Source organism: Pseudomonas sp. 05N36, from assembly GCF_056397385.1.
The window spans coordinates 16,826-31,462 of sequence record NZ_JBFTNH010000024.1; the positions used below are offsets into that span (position 1 = coordinate 16,826).

The 14,637-nt window shown below is 59.2% G+C and carries 12 protein-coding genes; 9 read left to right on the forward strand and 3 right to left on the reverse strand.

Annotated elements, in window-relative coordinates:
* The 5 genes from lepB to pdxJ all read left to right on the forward strand — a co-directional run bounded on the left by lepB (position 1) and on the right by pdxJ (position 4,274).
* Positions 1 to 855 (forward strand): signal peptidase I, encoded by an 855-nt coding sequence (gene lepB, locus AC1DIH_RS24460; RefSeq protein WP_477773598.1) that lies wholly within the window; start codon positions 1 to 3, stop codon positions 853 to 855.
* Positions 856 to 1,034: 179 nt separating this feature from the next.
* The gene (gene rnc / locus AC1DIH_RS24465; protein ID WP_019691997.1) at positions 1,035 to 1,724 is read left to right on the forward strand and encodes a ribonuclease III; all 690 of its coding nucleotides are present in this window, start codon (positions 1,035 to 1,037) and stop codon (positions 1,722 to 1,724) included.
* Entirely contained in the window at positions 1,717 to 2,619 is a 903-nt protein-coding gene (era, locus tag AC1DIH_RS24470) for a GTPase Era (RefSeq protein ID WP_054593873.1), read from the forward strand. The genes rnc and era overlap by 8 nt, the downstream gene beginning before the upstream one ends.
* A 173-nt stretch (positions 2,620 to 2,792) precedes the next feature.
* The gene (recO, locus tag AC1DIH_RS24475; protein ID WP_477773599.1) at positions 2,793 to 3,479 is read left to right on the forward strand and encodes a DNA repair protein RecO; all 687 of its coding nucleotides are present in this window, start codon (positions 2,793 to 2,795) and stop codon (positions 3,477 to 3,479) included.
* 51 nt (positions 3,480 to 3,530) lie between these two features.
* A complete protein-coding gene (pdxJ, locus tag AC1DIH_RS24480) occupies positions 3,531 to 4,274 on the forward strand; it encodes a pyridoxine 5'-phosphate synthase (RefSeq protein WP_054593871.1) in 744 nt (247 codons plus the stop codon).
* A gap of 127 nt (positions 4,275 to 4,401) precedes the next feature.
* Here pdxJ and mltF read toward each other — a convergent pair whose 3' ends face one another.
* Positions 4,402 to 5,862, reverse strand: coding sequence for a membrane-bound lytic murein transglycosylase MltF (mltF, locus tag AC1DIH_RS24485; protein WP_477773600.1), 1,461 nt, complete (start codon positions 5,860 to 5,862; stop codon positions 4,402 to 4,404).
* A 286-nt stretch (positions 5,863 to 6,148) separates the two neighbouring features.
* Here mltF and purL point away from each other — a divergent pair, with 286 nt between their 5' ends.
* Entirely contained in the window at positions 6,149 to 10,045 is a 3,897-nt protein-coding gene (gene purL / locus AC1DIH_RS24490; protein ID WP_477773601.1) for a phosphoribosylformylglycinamidine synthase, read from the forward strand.
* Between the two features lie 5 nt (positions 10,046 to 10,050).
* Positions 10,051 to 10,362 (forward strand): YqfO family protein, encoded by a 312-nt coding sequence (locus AC1DIH_RS24495; protein WP_054593868.1) that lies wholly within the window; start codon positions 10,051 to 10,053, stop codon positions 10,360 to 10,362.
* Between the two features lie 636 nt (positions 10,363 to 10,998).
* Here the strand turns inward: AC1DIH_RS24495 and AC1DIH_RS24500 are convergent.
* Positions 10,999 to 11,205, reverse strand: coding sequence for an EF-hand domain-containing protein (locus AC1DIH_RS24500; RefSeq protein WP_477773602.1), 207 nt, complete (start codon positions 11,203 to 11,205; stop codon positions 10,999 to 11,001).
* A 648-nt stretch (positions 11,206 to 11,853) separates the two neighbouring features.
* Here AC1DIH_RS24500 and AC1DIH_RS24505 point away from each other — a divergent pair.
* Entirely contained in the window at positions 11,854 to 12,243 is a 390-nt protein-coding gene (locus tag AC1DIH_RS24505; RefSeq protein ID WP_477773603.1) for a DUF6124 family protein, read from the forward strand.
* A 199-nt stretch (positions 12,244 to 12,442) separates the two neighbouring features.
* Complete coding sequence (locus tag AC1DIH_RS24510) at positions 12,443 to 12,733, forward strand: hypothetical protein (RefSeq protein ID WP_477773604.1); 291 nt, start codon at positions 12,443 to 12,445, stop codon at positions 12,731 to 12,733.
* A 174-nt stretch (positions 12,734 to 12,907) separates the two neighbouring features.
* On the opposite strand, the gene nagE is transcribed toward AC1DIH_RS24510, so the two are convergent.
* Positions 12,908 to 14,623 (reverse strand): N-acetylglucosamine-specific PTS transporter subunit IIBC, encoded by a 1,716-nt coding sequence (gene nagE / locus AC1DIH_RS24515; protein ID WP_477773605.1) that lies wholly within the window; start codon positions 14,621 to 14,623, stop codon positions 12,908 to 12,910.
* Positions 14,624 to 14,637 lie beyond the last annotated feature (14 nt).

Here is a 14,637-nt window from a genome sequence, read left to right on the forward strand (position 1 = left end):
ATGTCACTAAATTTCCCGCTGTTGCTGGTCATCGCCGTCCTCGTGTGCGGCCTGTTGGGGTTGCTCGATCTGATTTTCCTGGCGCCACGTCGACGTGCCGCCATTACCTCCTATCAGGGCAGCGTCGGCGAGCCGGATATGATGGTGGTCGAGAAACTGAACAAAGAACCGATGCTGGTCGAATACGGCAAATCGTTCTTTCCGGTGCTGTTCATCGTGCTGGTCTTGCGTTCGTTCCTGGTAGAGCCGTTCCAGATTCCGTCTGGTTCGATGAAGCCGACCCTGGACGTTGGCGATTTCATTCTGGTGAACAAGTTTTCGTACGGGATCCGCTTGCCGGTGCTCGATACGAAAGTCATCCAGGTCGGTGATCCGCAGCGCGGCGATGTGATGGTGTTCCGCTACCCAAGTGACCCGAACGTCAACTACATCAAGCGTGTAGTGGGCCTGCCGGGCGATCAGATTCGTTACACCGCCGACAAGCGCCTGTTCGTCAACGGTGAGTCGATCGCCGAGCAGCTGGTCGGCTCCGAGCCGGGTACGTTGGGCAGTGCCGAGCTCTACAAGGAAAAACTCGGCGCCGCCGAGCACCTGATCCGCAAGGAAATGAGCCGCTACCGCGCAACCCCGGACCATCAATGGACCGTGCCTGCCGGGCACTACTTCATGATGGGCGACAACCGCGACAACTCCAACGACAGTCGCTACTGGGATGATCCAACTATTCCCAAGGACCTGCTGGGCATGGTTCCCGACAAGAATATCGTCGGCAAGGCCTTCGCAGTCTGGATGAGCTGGCCGGAACCCAAACTCAGTCACCTGCCGAACTTCTCGCGGGTTGGCCTGATCAAGTAATCACCCACGGCGCTGTTGAACACAGCGCCGAATGCATTTCTGGAGCCAGCAGAAGGTTGCCGAAGATGCATGAAGCCAACGATATTCAGGATGTAATTTTTGAACACAGCGTTAATTGTCCAAGAGCCTTGCAGCGTTGCTGTGATGGACGTCGACCACGAACTCAGCGTGGGTAAACCGTGAGCGTCTCTTTAAGCCGTCTCGAGCGTCAGCTCGGTTATACCTTCAAGGACCAGGAACTGATGGTTCTGGCCCTGACGCATCGCAGCTTTGCCGGGCGCAATAACGAACGCCTGGAATTCCTCGGTGATGCCATTCTCAACTTCGTCGCCGGTGAAGCGCTGTTCGACCGCTTTCCGCTGGCCCGTGAAGGCCAGTTGTCGCGTTTGCGCGCACGCCTGGTCAAAGGTGAGACGCTGGCCGTATTGGCGCGTGGTTTTGATCTTGGCGAGTACCTGCGCCTGGGGTCCGGTGAGTTGAAGAGCGGCGGGTTCCGCCGGGAGTCGATCCTCGCCGATGCCCTCGAAGCGCTGATCGGTGCGATCTACCTGGATGCCGGCATGGACATGGCGCGCGAACGCGTGCTGGCCTGGCTGACGTCCGAGTTCGACAGCCTGACGCTGGTCGACACCAACAAGGATCCAAAGACACGCCTGCAAGAGTTCTTGCAGTCGCGTGCCTGTGAACTGCCGCGTTACGAAGTGGTGGATATCCAGGGTGAGCCGCATTGCCGGACGTTCTTCGTCGAATGCGAAATCACCTTACTGAACGAAAAAAGCCGAGGTCAGGGTGTGAGTCGTCGTATTGCCGAACAGGTAGCGGCCGCTGCAGCACTGATTGCCCTGGGCGTGGAGAATGGCCATGACTGATTCAACTGCAACTCGCTGTGGCTATGTCGCCATCGTCGGCCGCCCGAACGTGGGCAAATCCACGCTGCTGAACCATATTCTGGGTCAGAAGCTGGCGATCACCTCGCGCAAACCGCAAACCACCCGTCACAACATGCTCGGGATCAAGACCGAAGGCGATGTGCAGGCGATCTACGTCGACACCCCCGGCATGCACAAAGGTGGCGAGAAAGCCCTCAACCGCTACATGAACAAGACCGCTTCGGCGGCGTTGAAAGACGTCGACGTGGTGATCTTCGTGGTTGATCGCACCAAGTGGACCGAAGAAGACCAGATGGTGCTCGAGCGCGTTCAGTACGTGACCGGTCCGTTGATCGTGGCGCTGAACAAGACCGATCGCATCGAAGACAAAGCCGAGTTGATGCCGCACCTGAGCTGGTTGCAGGAACAGCTGCCGAACGCGCAGATCATTCCGATTTCGGCGCAGCACGGGCACAATCTCGATGCGCTGGAGCGGGTGATCGCCGGTCACCTGCCGGAAAACGATCACTTCTTCCCGGAAGACCAGATCACCGACCGCAGCAGCCGTTTCCTCGCCGCCGAACTGGTACGCGAGAAAATCATGCGCCAGATGGGCGCCGAGCTGCCGTACCAGATCACCGTGGAAATCGAAGAGTTCAAGCAGCAGGGGAAAACCCTGCACATCCATGCGTTGATCCTCGTCGAACGTGACGGCCAGAAGAAAATCATCATTGGCGACAAGGGCGAGCGGATCAAGCGCATCGGCACCGAGGCGCGCAAGGACATGGAGCTGCTGTTCGACTCCAAGATCATGCTCAACCTTTGGGTCAAAGTGAAAGGCGGCTGGTCCGACGACGAACGCGCCCTGCGTTCGCTGGGTTACGGCGACCTGTAATCGCTTGCCCCTGGATGCGTAAATTCCACTGTGGGAGCGAGCCTGCTCGCGATAGCGGTCTGTCAGTCAACATCTGTGTTGAATATCAGGCCCTCATCGCGAGCAGGCTCGCTCCCACAGTGGTTTAGGGTTGTTTGTAAAACTGCGCTCTTTCATTGAGAACCCTGACTTTCATGTCTCAAGCTCCCCTCGGCCAACCCGCCTACGTGCTCCATAGCCGTGCCTACCGCGAAAACAGCGCGTTGGTGGATTTCCTCACGCCGCAAGGTCGGCTGCGGGCGGTGTTGCGCAGTGCGCGGGGCAAGGCCGGAACGCTGGCGCGGCCATTCGTGCCGCTGGAAGTCGAGTTCCGTGGCCGGGGTGAATTGAAGAGCGTCGGACGCATGGAAAGCGCCGGCGTCTCGACCTGGCTCAACGGTGAAGCGCTGTTCAGCGGTCTCTACCTCAACGAACTGCTGATCCGCCTGCTGCCGTCCGAAGATCCTCACCCAGCGGTATTCGATCATTACGCCGCGACCTTGCTGGCCCTCGCCGAGGGGCGTCCGCTGGAGCCGTTGTTGCGTTCGTTCGAATGGCGGCTGCTCGATGACCTGGGCTACGGCTTTGCACTGACCGCGGATATCCACGGCGAACCTATCGCGCCTGACGGCCTGTATCGCTTGCAGGTCGATGCAGGTCTGGAGCGGGTTTACCTGTTGCAGCCCGGTCTGTTCAACGGCACCGAACTGCTGGCCATGGCCGACGCCGACTGGAGCGCGCCGGGTGCCTTGTCCGCCGCCAAGCGCTTGATGCGTCAGGCGTTGGCCGTTCACCTGGGCGGTCGCCCGCTGGTGAGTCGCGAGTTGTTTCGAAAGCCATAAGCCTGACGTGTATGCTGTGCACCGAACTTTCTCTTCTTCTGGAGCGCTTCCGTGACCACCAGCAATCGCATTCTTCTTGGCGTGAACATCGACCACGTTGCCACCCTGCGTCAGGCCCGGGGTACGCGTTACCCTGATCCTGTGAAAGCAGCGCTGGACGCGGAAGAGGCGGGCGCTGACGGCATCACTGTGCACTTGCGTGAAGACCGCCGGCACATTCAAGAGCGCGACGTGCTGTTGCTCAAGGACGTGCTGCAAACCCGCATGAACTTCGAGATGGGCGTCACCGAGGAAATGATGGCGTTCGCCGAGCGCATTCGTCCGGCGCACATTTGCCTGGTCCCGGAAACCCGTCAGGAACTGACCACCGAAGGCGGTCTGGATGTCGCGGGGCAGGAAGCGCGGATCAAGGCGGCGGTGGATCGCCTGGCGAAAATCGGTTGCGAAGTGTCGTTGTTCATCGATGCCGACGAGCGCCAGATCGAAGCCTCGAAACGCGTTGGCGCACCGGCCATCGAGTTGCACACCGGCCGTTATGCGGACGCCGAGACGCCGACAGCGGTGGCTGAAGAGCTGAAGCGTGTGGCGGATGGCGTGGCGTTTGGCCTGACGCAAGGCCTGATCGTCAATGCCGGTCACGGTCTGCACTACCACAACGTCGAAGCAGTCGCGGCGATCAAGGGCATCAACGAACTGAACATCGGCCACGCGCTGGTGGCTCATGCACTGTTCGTCGGGTTCAAGTCGGCTGTTTCGGAGATGAAAGCGCTGATCCTCGCTGCGGCAAAAGCCTAAGCACCAAACCCAAAACCCGTGTGGGAGCGAGCCTGCTCGCGATGGCGTCTTACCATTCAACGAAGATGTTGGCTGCAAGACTGCTATCGCGAGCAGGCTCGCTCCCACATTTGACTGGCGTCGGGTTTTAGAGCGGTGGGTTTTCTTCCGGCGGCTTGGTTTTGTCGATGCCCGGCACATGCAGGTTGCCTTGGGCGACCTGATCGCCTTCAAGCTGCGGCTGCGTGACCCACGTCAGGATGTCGTAGTAGCGCCGGATGTTCGCCACAAAATGCACCGGCTCACCGCCTCGGGCGTAGCCATAGCGGGTTTTGCTGTACCACTGTTTCTGCGACAGGCGCGGCAGGATCTTTTTCACATCCAGCCACTTGTCCGGATTCAGCCCTTCCTTGGCCGCCAGTTTGCGCGCGTCATCCAGGTGACCGCTGCCGACGTTGTAGGCCGCCAGCGCAAACCATGTGCGATCCGGCTCCTGGATCGAGTCGTCGAGTTGATCCTTCATGTAAGCCAGGTACTTCGCGCCGCCCATGATGCTTTGCTTGGCGTCCAGGCGATTGGACACGCCCATGGCCTGCGCGGTGTTCTGGGTCAGCATCATCAGGCCGCGAACGCCGGTTTTCGAGGTGACCGCCGGTTGCCACAGCGATTCCTGATAACCAATTGCGGCGAGCAGCCGCCAGTCGACTTTCTCTTCCTTGGCCGAGGCCTTGAAGTGCTTCTCGTACTTGGGCAGCCGTTGCTGCAAGTGCTGGGCGAAGGTGTAGGCGCCCATGTAGCCAAGTACATCGACGTGCCCGTAATAGCGGTCTTTCAGCCGTTGCAGGGTGCCATTCTTCTCGGCCTTGTCGAGGAAGTCGTTGATTTCGTTGAGCAGGCTGTTGTCATCACCTGCGGCGACCGCCCAGCTCTGGTTGCTGGCGTCGCCCAGGTCGAAGGCGACCCGCGCGTTAGTGAAGTACACCTGGTTCATCGCGACTTCGTTGGAGTCGACCAGTGTCAGGTCGATCTGACCTTCATCAACCATGCGCAGCAGGTCAACGACCTCAACCGCGTCGGATTCTTCGTATTCAATGCCGGGGTATTTCTTTTTCAGCGCGGCCAGTTGGTCGGCGTGGGTGCTGCCCTTGAGCACGATGATCTTCTTGCCGACCAGATCGGCTGCCGAGGTCGGCCGGGACTGACCGTTGCGGTAGATGATCTGTGGGGTGACTTCCAGATACGAGTGGGAAAACCGCACTTGCTGTTTGCGTTTGTCGCTGCCGACCAGACCGGCGGCAGCCAGCACCGGGCCGCCAGGTTTGCCTAACTGACCGTACAGGTCGTCGAGGTTGTCTGCGGTTTCGATCTTGAGTTTCACCCCCAGATCGTCGGCAAAGCGTTTCACCAGCTCGTATTCGAAGCCGGTTTCACCGTTGCGATCCTGAAAGTAGGTAGCGGGGCTGTTGCGGGTAACCACACGCAGCACGCCATCCTCCTTTACGCGCTCCAGTGTGTTGGGTTTATCAACACAGCCACTGAGCATCAGGAAGAGTCCGGTTGCGATGAGCCATTTGGCGAATCGCGGACGCAAAGCCGTTGGGGAAAACATCTGCGCAGTATACGCAAAGGACCACGGCCGCCATATCTCGACAGCAAAGGGCTTGTCTGCTAGAGCGTGCAAAACCCGGCGCAAGCCCGCAAAAACAGGCATTCCGGCCTGACTGTGACAACAAAAATAACCCCCGGCGCGCGCCTTGATGGGCATGGGGCACAGGCTTTGAGCCCCGGGCCGACGTTCGGACAATACCGGGTGTAGCGTTTCGGGTGCTGTCGCGGGCGGTTTAGGCTAGAATGCACGGCCTCAAAGCACACCCCCTTCCGAGGCTGTCCCGAAGATGTTGATCCTGCGCGGCGCTCCTGCCCTTTCTGCCTTTCGCCACAGCAAACTCCTTGAGCAACTGAGCCAGAAGGTTCCAGCTGTCAGTGGCTTGTATGCTGAATTCGCTCACTTCGCCGAAGTCACCGGCGTCCTGACCGGCGACGAACAGCAGGTGCTAGCGCGCCTTCTGAAGTACGGCCCTAGTGTTCCGGTACAAGAGCCGACCGGTCGTCTGTTCCTGGTGTTGCCGCGTTTCGGCACCATCTCGCCCTGGTCGAGCAAGGCCAGTGATATCGCACGCAACTGTGGCCTGGCGAAAATCCAGCGCCTGGAGCGTGGTATTGCTTTCTACGTGACCGGTGAATTCACCGACGCCCAAGCACAGCTGATCGCCGACGGCCTGCACGACCGCATGACCCAGATCGTGCTGGAAAACCTCGAACAGGCTGCCGGCCTGTTCAGTCACGCCGAACCGAAGCCGCTGACGGCGATCGACGTTCTGGGTGGCGGTCGCGCCGCGCTGGAAAAAGCCAACGTCGAGCTGGGCCTGGCCCTGGCCGAAGACGAGATCGACTACCTGGTCAACGCTTTCATTGGCTTGAAGCGCAACCCGCACGACATTGAGCTGATGATGTTCGCCCAGGCGAACTCCGAGCACTGCCGTCACAAGATCTTCAACGCCAGTTGGGACATCGACGGCGAGAGCCAGGAAAAAAGCCTGTTCGGTATGATCAAGAACACCTACGTGATGCACAGCGAAGGCGTTCTGTCGGCATACAAGGACAACGCTTCGGTGATCGTCGGCTCTGTCGCCGGGCGTTTCTTCCCGGACCCTGAGACCCGCCAGTACGGCGCGGTGCAGGAACCGGTGCACATCCTGATGAAAGTCGAGACGCACAACCACCCGACCGCGATTGCCCCGTTCCCGGGCGCATCCACCGGTTCCGGTGGCGAGATCCGCGACGAAGGCGCGACCGGTCGCGGCGCGAAGCCAAAGGCAGGCCTGACCGGTTTCACCGTGTCCAACCTGCAAATCCCGGGCTTCGAACAGCCGTGGGAAGTGCCGTACGGCAAGCCTGAGCGCATTGTTACCGCGCTGGACATCATGATCGAAGGCCCATTGGGCGGCGCTGCATTCAACAACGAATTCGGCCGTCCGGCGCTGACCGGTTATTTCCGTACCTTCGAACAATCCATCACCACCCCGCGTGGCGATGAAGTGCGCGGTTACCACAAGCCGATCATGTTGGCCGGCGGCATGGGCAACATCCGTGAGGAACACGTCAAGAAAGGCGAAATCCTCGTGGGCTCCAAGCTGATCGTGCTGGGCGGCCCGGCGATGCTGATCGGTCTGGGTGGCGGCGCGGCTTCCTCCATGGCCACCGGCACCAGCTCGGCCGACCTGGACTTTGCTTCGGTACAACGCGAAAACCCGGAAATGGAACGCCGTTGCCAGGAAGTCATCGACCGTTGCTGGCAACTGGGCGACAAGAACCCGATCAGCTTCATCCACGACGTGGGTGCAGGCGGTCTGTCCAACGCCTTCCCGGAACTGGTCAACGATGGCGACCGTGGTGGCCGTTTCGAACTGCGCAACATTCCAAACGACGAGCCGGGCATGGCCCCGCACGAAATCTGGAGTAACGAATCCCAGGAACGCTACGTTCTGGCGGTCGGCCCGGCCGACTTCGAGCGCTTCAAGGCAATCTGCGAACGTGAGCGTTGCCCGTTCGCCGTTGTCGGCGAAGCGACTGCCGAGCCACAACTGACGGTCACCGACAGCCACTTCGGCAACAGCCCGGTGGATATGCCGCTCGAAGTGCTGCTGGGCAAAGCCCCGCGCATGCACCGTTCGGCTGTTCGTGAAACCGAGCTGGGCGACGATTTCGATCCGTCGACCCTGGCCATTGCCGATTGCGTCGAGCGCGTTCTGCATCACCCGGCCGTGGCCAGCAAAAGCTTCCTGATCACCATCGGCGACCGCACCATCACCGGCCTTGTGGCCCGTGATCAGATGGTCGGCCCGTGGCAGGTTCCCGTGGCTGACGTTGCCGTCACCGCCACCAGCTTCGACGTCTACACCGGTGAAGCCATGGCCATGGGCGAGCGTACTCCGCTGGCCCTGCTGGACGCTCCGGCGTCGGGTCGCATGGCCATCGGCGAAACCCTGACCAACATCGCGGCCTCGCGCATCGGCAAGATCTCCGACATCAAGCTGTCGGCGAACTGGATGTCGGCTGCTGGTCACCCGGGCGAAGACGCGCGTCTGTACGACACCGTGAAAGCGGTCGGCATGGAACTGTGCCCGGAACTGGGCATCACCATTCCGGTGGGCAAGGACTCGATGTCCATGGCCACACGCTGGAATGACGAAGGCGTCGACAAGACGGTGACTTCGCCGATGTCGCTGATCGTGACCGGTTTCGCGCCAGTGACTGACATCCGTCAGACCCTGACTCCGCAACTGCGCATGGACAAAGGCACCACCGACCTGATCCTGATCGACCTGGGCCGTGGCCAGAACCGCATGGGCGCCTCGATCCTCGCGCAGGTTCACGGCAAGCTCGGCAAGCATGCACCGGACGTCGATGACGCCGAAGACCTGAAAGCCTTCTTCGCGGTGATCCAGGGCCTCAACGCCGACGGTCACCTGCTGGCTTACCACGACCGTTCCGACGGTGGTCTGCTGACCAGCGTGGTGGAAATGGCCTTTGCCGGTCACTGCGGCCTGAGCCTGAACCTCGACGGCCTGGCAGAAACTTCTGCCGACATCGCCGCGATCCTGTTCAACGAAGAACTGGGTGCGGTCATCCAGGTTCGCCAGGACGCGACGCCGGACATCCTTGCGCAGTTCAGCGCAGCGGGTCTGGGCGACTGCGTCTCGGTGATCGGCCAGCCGATGAACAATGGCGAGATCAGCATCACTTTCAACGGCGACACCGTGTTCGAAGGCCAGCGTCGCCTGTTGCAACGTCAGTGGGCTGAAACCAGCTATCAGATCCAGCGTCTGCGTGACAACGCCGACTGCGCCGAACAAGAGTTCGACGTGCTGCTGGAAGAAGACAACCCGGGCCTGAGCGTCAAGCTGAGCTACGACGTGAACCAGGACGTTGCCGCGCCTTACATCAAGAAAGGCATTCGCCCACAGGTTGCCGTACTGCGTGAGCAGGGCGTCAACGGTCAGGTGGAAATGGCCGCAGCGTTCGACCGCGCCGGTTTCAACGCGATCGACGTGCACATGAGCGACATCCTCGCTGGCCGTGTCGACCTGAACGAGTTCAAAGGTCTGGTGGCGTGCGGTGGCTTCTCCTACGGTGACGTACTGGGTGCCGGTGAAGGCTGGGCGAAATCGGCGCTGTTCAACAGCCGTGCTCGCGATGCGTTCCAGGGCTTCTTCGAACGTACCGACAGCTTCACTCTCGGCGTGTGCAACGGTTGCCAGATGATGTCCAACCTGCACGAGCTGATCCCGGGCAGCGAGTTCTGGCCGCACTTCGTGCGTAACCGTTCCGAGCAGTTCGAAGCGCGCGTGGCGATGGTTCAGGTTCAGGAATCGAACTCGATCTTCCTGCAGGGCATGGCCGGTTCGCGTATGCCGATCGCCATCGCTCACGGTGAAGGTCATGCCGAATTCGCCAGCGAAGAAGCGTTGCTGCAAGCCGATCTGTCGGGTTGCGTGGCGATGCGGTTCGTTGACAACCACGGCAAGGTTACCGAGCGCTACCCGGCCAACCCGAACGGCTCGCCGCGCGGGATCACCGGTTTGACCAGCCGTGACGGTCGCGTGACGATCATGATGCCGCACCCGGAGCGGGTGTTCCGTGCCGTGCAGAACTCGTGGCGCTCGGAAGAGTGGAACGAAGACGCGCCGTGGATGCGTATGTTCCGTAACGCTCGTGTGTGGGTGAACTAAGCGCTGTGTACAAGCTCAGTTTTTTTGTTCCTCAGAGCCATGTTGAGGTGGTCAAGGGTGCTGTGTTCGCTGCCGGTGGTGGGCGGATCGGTGCTTATGACCACTGTTCGTGGCAGGTGCTTGGGTTGGGTCAGTTTCGGCCTTTGGACGGCAGTCAGCCGTTTATTGGTCAGGCGGGGCTGGTCGAGCAGGTTGAGGAATGGAAGGTTGAGCTGGTGGTCAGCGATGAGTTGATTGGTGTTGTGGTGGCGGCTCTGAAGCAGAGTCATCCCTATGAGACGCCGGCTTACGAGGTGTGGCGGTTGGAGGATTTCTGATCTTCCGCCGTTCAAATGAGAAACCCGCAGAACCGTTATTGGTTCTGCGGGGTTAATGAGATGGTCAGCCTGACCGAGAAGCCCTGCAAGCGTAAACCTGCAGGGCTTCTCGGTCAGGCTGACCATACATTTTTATGGCGAGGCGGCCTGACAGCCGGCCTATCTYYCGCAGATGTACACCAATCCCCTGTGGGAGCGAGCCTGCTCGCGATGGCGGCCTGATAGCCGACCAACCTCTTGCAGATGTACATATCCATTCCTGTGGTAACGGCCGCTTAGGGTTTTGCCCTTACGGCGAGTCCCTTTTTCAAACGCCAAAAAGGAACCAAAAGGCTTCGCCCCAAGCGTACGGCACCTCGCCTAGGCTCGGCGTCCCATCGCTCCGGTGTCCATCAGGGGGCATCGCCTACGGTCTGCTGCGCGACGACCTCCTCTCGATGTGTCCGGCTGCGCCGTACGGCGCTGCGCGCCAACCCCCTGATGAACACCTCCACTCGGCCTCCCAAAGGGGCGGGTGGATCAAGATCAACAGCAAAGCACGGCGGCCTACCGGCCGGCCTGAGTAGTTGAGGTGTGTGGTGGTCTAATGAAACCGGACACCCATTTAGGCGAGAATGCTCGCCAGATAGAGGTGCTCTACCGATTGAGAAGAAATTCTTCAAAGCTGATTTCGTCATCGTTGTCAGGATTCACGATTTCCAACAACTGTTTGAGGTCTTCCGGTGAAAGATAATTAAAAGCCTCTTTAAACTCTTCAACGGTGACGTGGCCGTCTTTATTGAGGTCCTTTTTTTTAAAAGTCGTTTCCAGGTGTTTCAGTTGTGCTGCCGTTAGTTTGCTCATGCCGATCTCATCCTTCACAAGTTAAATGAAAAATAATCAGGGCGAAGGCTACAGGAAGGTACTGCCTTGATCGGGACAGGCTATTTATGATGGTTGTTACCGTCAACTGTCATAACTGACAGTTGACGGAGCCGAAAATTATGAAATGAAGGAGTTTGTCGATCGTTCTTGCGCAGCAAGGGAAGGCCTCTATGGGCGCTCTGTGTTCTGCTTCATTAGTGGGCACGGCACGTGGGGAGGAGCTGTCGCAGGCTGCAATTTTTTGATCTTGCTTGATCGTTCCTGTGTGATTGGGATTTGTGTAATACCCGTAGGAAGCGGCTTGAACTCGATGACAGCATCGCGGGCAAAGCAGAAATCTCTGACAAGTATTTAAGGTTGCCCCTCGGAAGCACTGCCTCTAGCCTTTGAACGTCGCTGCCAATTCAGCGACCGGGACTGCAAGCCCGCCGATAGTTTGTTAGGCGCTTACATGCGCACCTATAATCGTGACGCTTTTTCAGTGTCCATCGATTTATGGTGGCTGTGTGCGGGAGACCTTCGGGTCTGCCGAGGGCCTAACAACTCGGTCTTGCAGACCCGCATACAGCTGCCACCCATCATCTGCAAGTGATGCTGGTAGCTCCAACTATTGTTAGGAGCTCCACCATGATCAAAGAATCTCCCAACCCTCCCGAACACGACGACGTCTCCCCCTACGAATCCCTCGATTCAAAAAAGCTCCACGACGCCGCCCACCGCGCCCTCGATCACTACCTGAAACCCACCCTCGCCAAACTGCGCTTCAGCGACCTGCGCTCCGATCGCCTGTTCAGCGTTTCACCCGACGTAGGCCTCGAAAGCCTGTTGGCCAATGCCTCGGAAGACCTGGCCTCAGTCAAGGTCATGGCCGCCGACCTGGCATTCGAGATCGAGGGTTCGCGACGCAGCGTGGCGTTGGCGATTTGCCGGATGGTCGATGGCGCTTTGTTGTTGGTGGACAAGGCGCTGAATGACTACAACCCCTCGGAGTCGGACCAGTTTTACGTGAAGGAGTAGAAGCGCAGCAGGGCATTCATGCGGCGTAAAACAAAAACCGCTGAACCGGAAACGGTCAGCGGTTTTTTATATTGGGAGAGAGTCAGGCCTACCGCTGGTCTGATTTATGTGGCTACCTGTTAGTTCTGACAGTTGTGGGTGGTGGGTGGATCAGGCTTTATAAAAACTCATAACCGCACATCCAAAAGGAAGTACCACCATGACTTCAGCGCAAATATTGGGAAACACATTTTTGATTTCTGACGCTAAAGGAAAGCCTATTCCGGACGGTGGAATAATCAATGCAGGACTGGTGATGTTTGAGGGAACGACAGAACCGGGTCACAAGGTCGAAGTATCTGATGATAAAGGTCTTAGACTTAGCGTTACGGAGCCTTATTCTAAGGACTGGGGGCCAATCGGACTACATTTTGCGGTAGGAGATTATAAGATCAAGATTAAGTTCTATCATGGAGACGTGACTCATACTTGGTCCTTTACTGTGAAGTAATTGCAAGTAATAGCTGAATCGCTTTCTATTACCTGAATAAATGAAAAAACCGCTGAACCGGAAACAGTCAGCGGTTTTGAATCGCGTCCAAAGGCTCGCAGCCTGCGGCAGCTCCTGCATTAACCACACTCCCCCGAATGTGGGAGTTGCCGCAGGCTGCGATCTTTTACGGTGCTAAACCTTCGCACTCACCTCACTACGATTCACCAGCGCTTCGAGCGCTTCACTCAAACTCAACGCCTTGTCACCAATCAACAAGTGCCAAACCCCACCGTCCAACGCACTCACACCCTGGCAACCCAAGTCCTTCAGCTGACACTCCGACAGCGCTTTCCCATCCGCCAATTGCAGGCGAATCCGGGTCATGGCCACGCAATCCAGTTGCAGCACATTGTCGCTGCCACCCAAGGCGTTCAGCCATTTTTGTGCTTCCGGGATGGTCACGGGTGCCGCTTTCGGCGCTTCTTCGACCACCACAGCATCAGCTACCAAAGCTGAACCAGAAGTCGGTATGGCCTGGCGAATCTCATCGGCAATGCTGTCCGCCAGCGGTCCGACTACCACCTGCAAGCTGCCGCCCTTGCCGGGGCGCACCACGGCCATGGCGCCGAGGGCTTTCAATTCGTTGTCGGAGGCTTTGTTGCGATCGACCATTTCCAGGCGCAAGCGCGTGGTGCAGGCGCCAACGGTGATCAGGTTGTCGGCGCCGCCCAAGGCTTGAATGTAGGCCCCGGCGCGTTGGTTTTCGCTCAGCACCACCTTTTCACCGACGACGACACCTTCACGCCCCGGGGTTTTCAGGTTGAAGCGACGGATGCAGAAGTCGAACACCACGTAGCAGATCACCGCGTACGCCAGGCCCACCGGGAACACCAGCCAGCCGTTGGTGGACTTGCCCCAGCCCAGTGCCATGTCGATGGCGCCGCCGGAGAAGGTGAACCCCAGATGGATGTTCAGCGCATTGGTGATGGCCATCGCCATGCCGGTCAGCAGCGCGTGCAGCAAATACAGCAGCGGTGCGAGGAACATGAAGGCGAATTCGATCGGTTCGGTGACGCCCGTCAGGAACGAGGTCAGGGCCATCGACAGGAAGATCCCGCCCATGACTTTGCGGCGTTCCGGCAGGGCGTTGCGGTACATCGCCAGGCAGGCGGCGGGCAGGCCGAAGATCATCATCGGGAACATCCCGGTCATGAACTGGCCACCCTTCGGGTCGCCGGCAAAGTAGCGCGCCAGGTCGCCGGTGACGATGGCGCCGGTGGTCGGGTCGGTGAAGCTGCCGAAGATGAACCACGCCATGTTGTTGAGGATGTGGTGCAGGCCGGTGACGATCAGCAAGCGATTGAACACGCCGAAGACGAACGCGCCGATGCTGCCGCTTTCCAGCAGCAGTTGGCCGAAGCTGTTGATGCCGTGCTGGATCGGTGGCCAGATCAAGCCGAAGATCACGCCCAGGCCAACGGCGCTGAACCCGGTGGCAATCGGCACGAAGCGCCGGCCGCCGAAGAACGCCAGGTATTCCGGTAGCTTGATGTCCTTGAAGCGGTTGTACAGCGCGCCGGCCATCAAACCGCTGATGATCCCGGCGAGCATGCCCATGTTGATGCTCGCATCCAGCACCTTGAGCGTGGAGACCATCACCAGGTAACCAATCGCCCCGGCCAGCCCGGCGGTGCCGTTATTGTCCCGGGCAAACCCGACGGCGATGCCGATGGCGAAGATCAGTGCCAGGTTGGCGAAGATCACTTGCCCGGCGTCGTGGATGATCGCGATGTTCAGCAAGTCGGTGTCGCCCAGACGCAGCAACAGACCGGCAATCGGCAGGATCGCGATGGGCAGCATCAGCGCCCGTCCAAGGCGCTGCAAGCCTTCGATGAAGAGTTGGTACATGGCGTATCTCCCTG

Bases quoted from the DNA above. Each gene is read 5' to 3' on its own strand.
- lepB (WP_477773598.1), top strand. From the start codon at position 1: ATGTCACTAAATTTCCCGCTGTTGCTGGTCATCGCCGTCCTCGTGTGC.
- era (WP_054593873.1), top strand. From the start codon at position 1,717: ATGACTGATTCAACTGCAACTCGCTGTGGCTATGTCGCCATCGTCGGC.
- recO (WP_477773599.1), top strand. From the start codon at position 2,793: ATGTCTCAAGCTCCCCTCGGCCAACCCGCCTACGTGCTCCATAGCCGT.
- mltF (WP_477773600.1), bottom strand. From the start codon at position 5,862: ATGTTTTCCCCAACGGCTTTGCGTCCGCGATTCGCCAAATGGCTCATC.
- purL (WP_477773601.1), top strand. From the start codon at position 6,149: ATGTTGATCCTGCGCGGCGCTCCTGCCCTTTCTGCCTTTCGCCACAGC.
- AC1DIH_RS24500 (WP_477773602.1), bottom strand. From the start codon at position 11,205: ATGAGCAAACTAACGGCAGCACAACTGAAACACCTGGAAACGACTTTT.
- AC1DIH_RS24505 (WP_477773603.1), top strand. From the start codon at position 11,854: ATGATCAAAGAATCTCCCAACCCTCCCGAACACGACGACGTCTCCCCC.
- AC1DIH_RS24510 (WP_477773604.1), top strand. From the start codon at position 12,443: ATGACTTCAGCGCAAATATTGGGAAACACATTTTTGATTTCTGACGCT.
- nagE (WP_477773605.1), bottom strand. From the start codon at position 14,623: ATGTACCAACTCTTCATCGAAGGCTTGCAGCGCCTTGGACGGGCGCTG.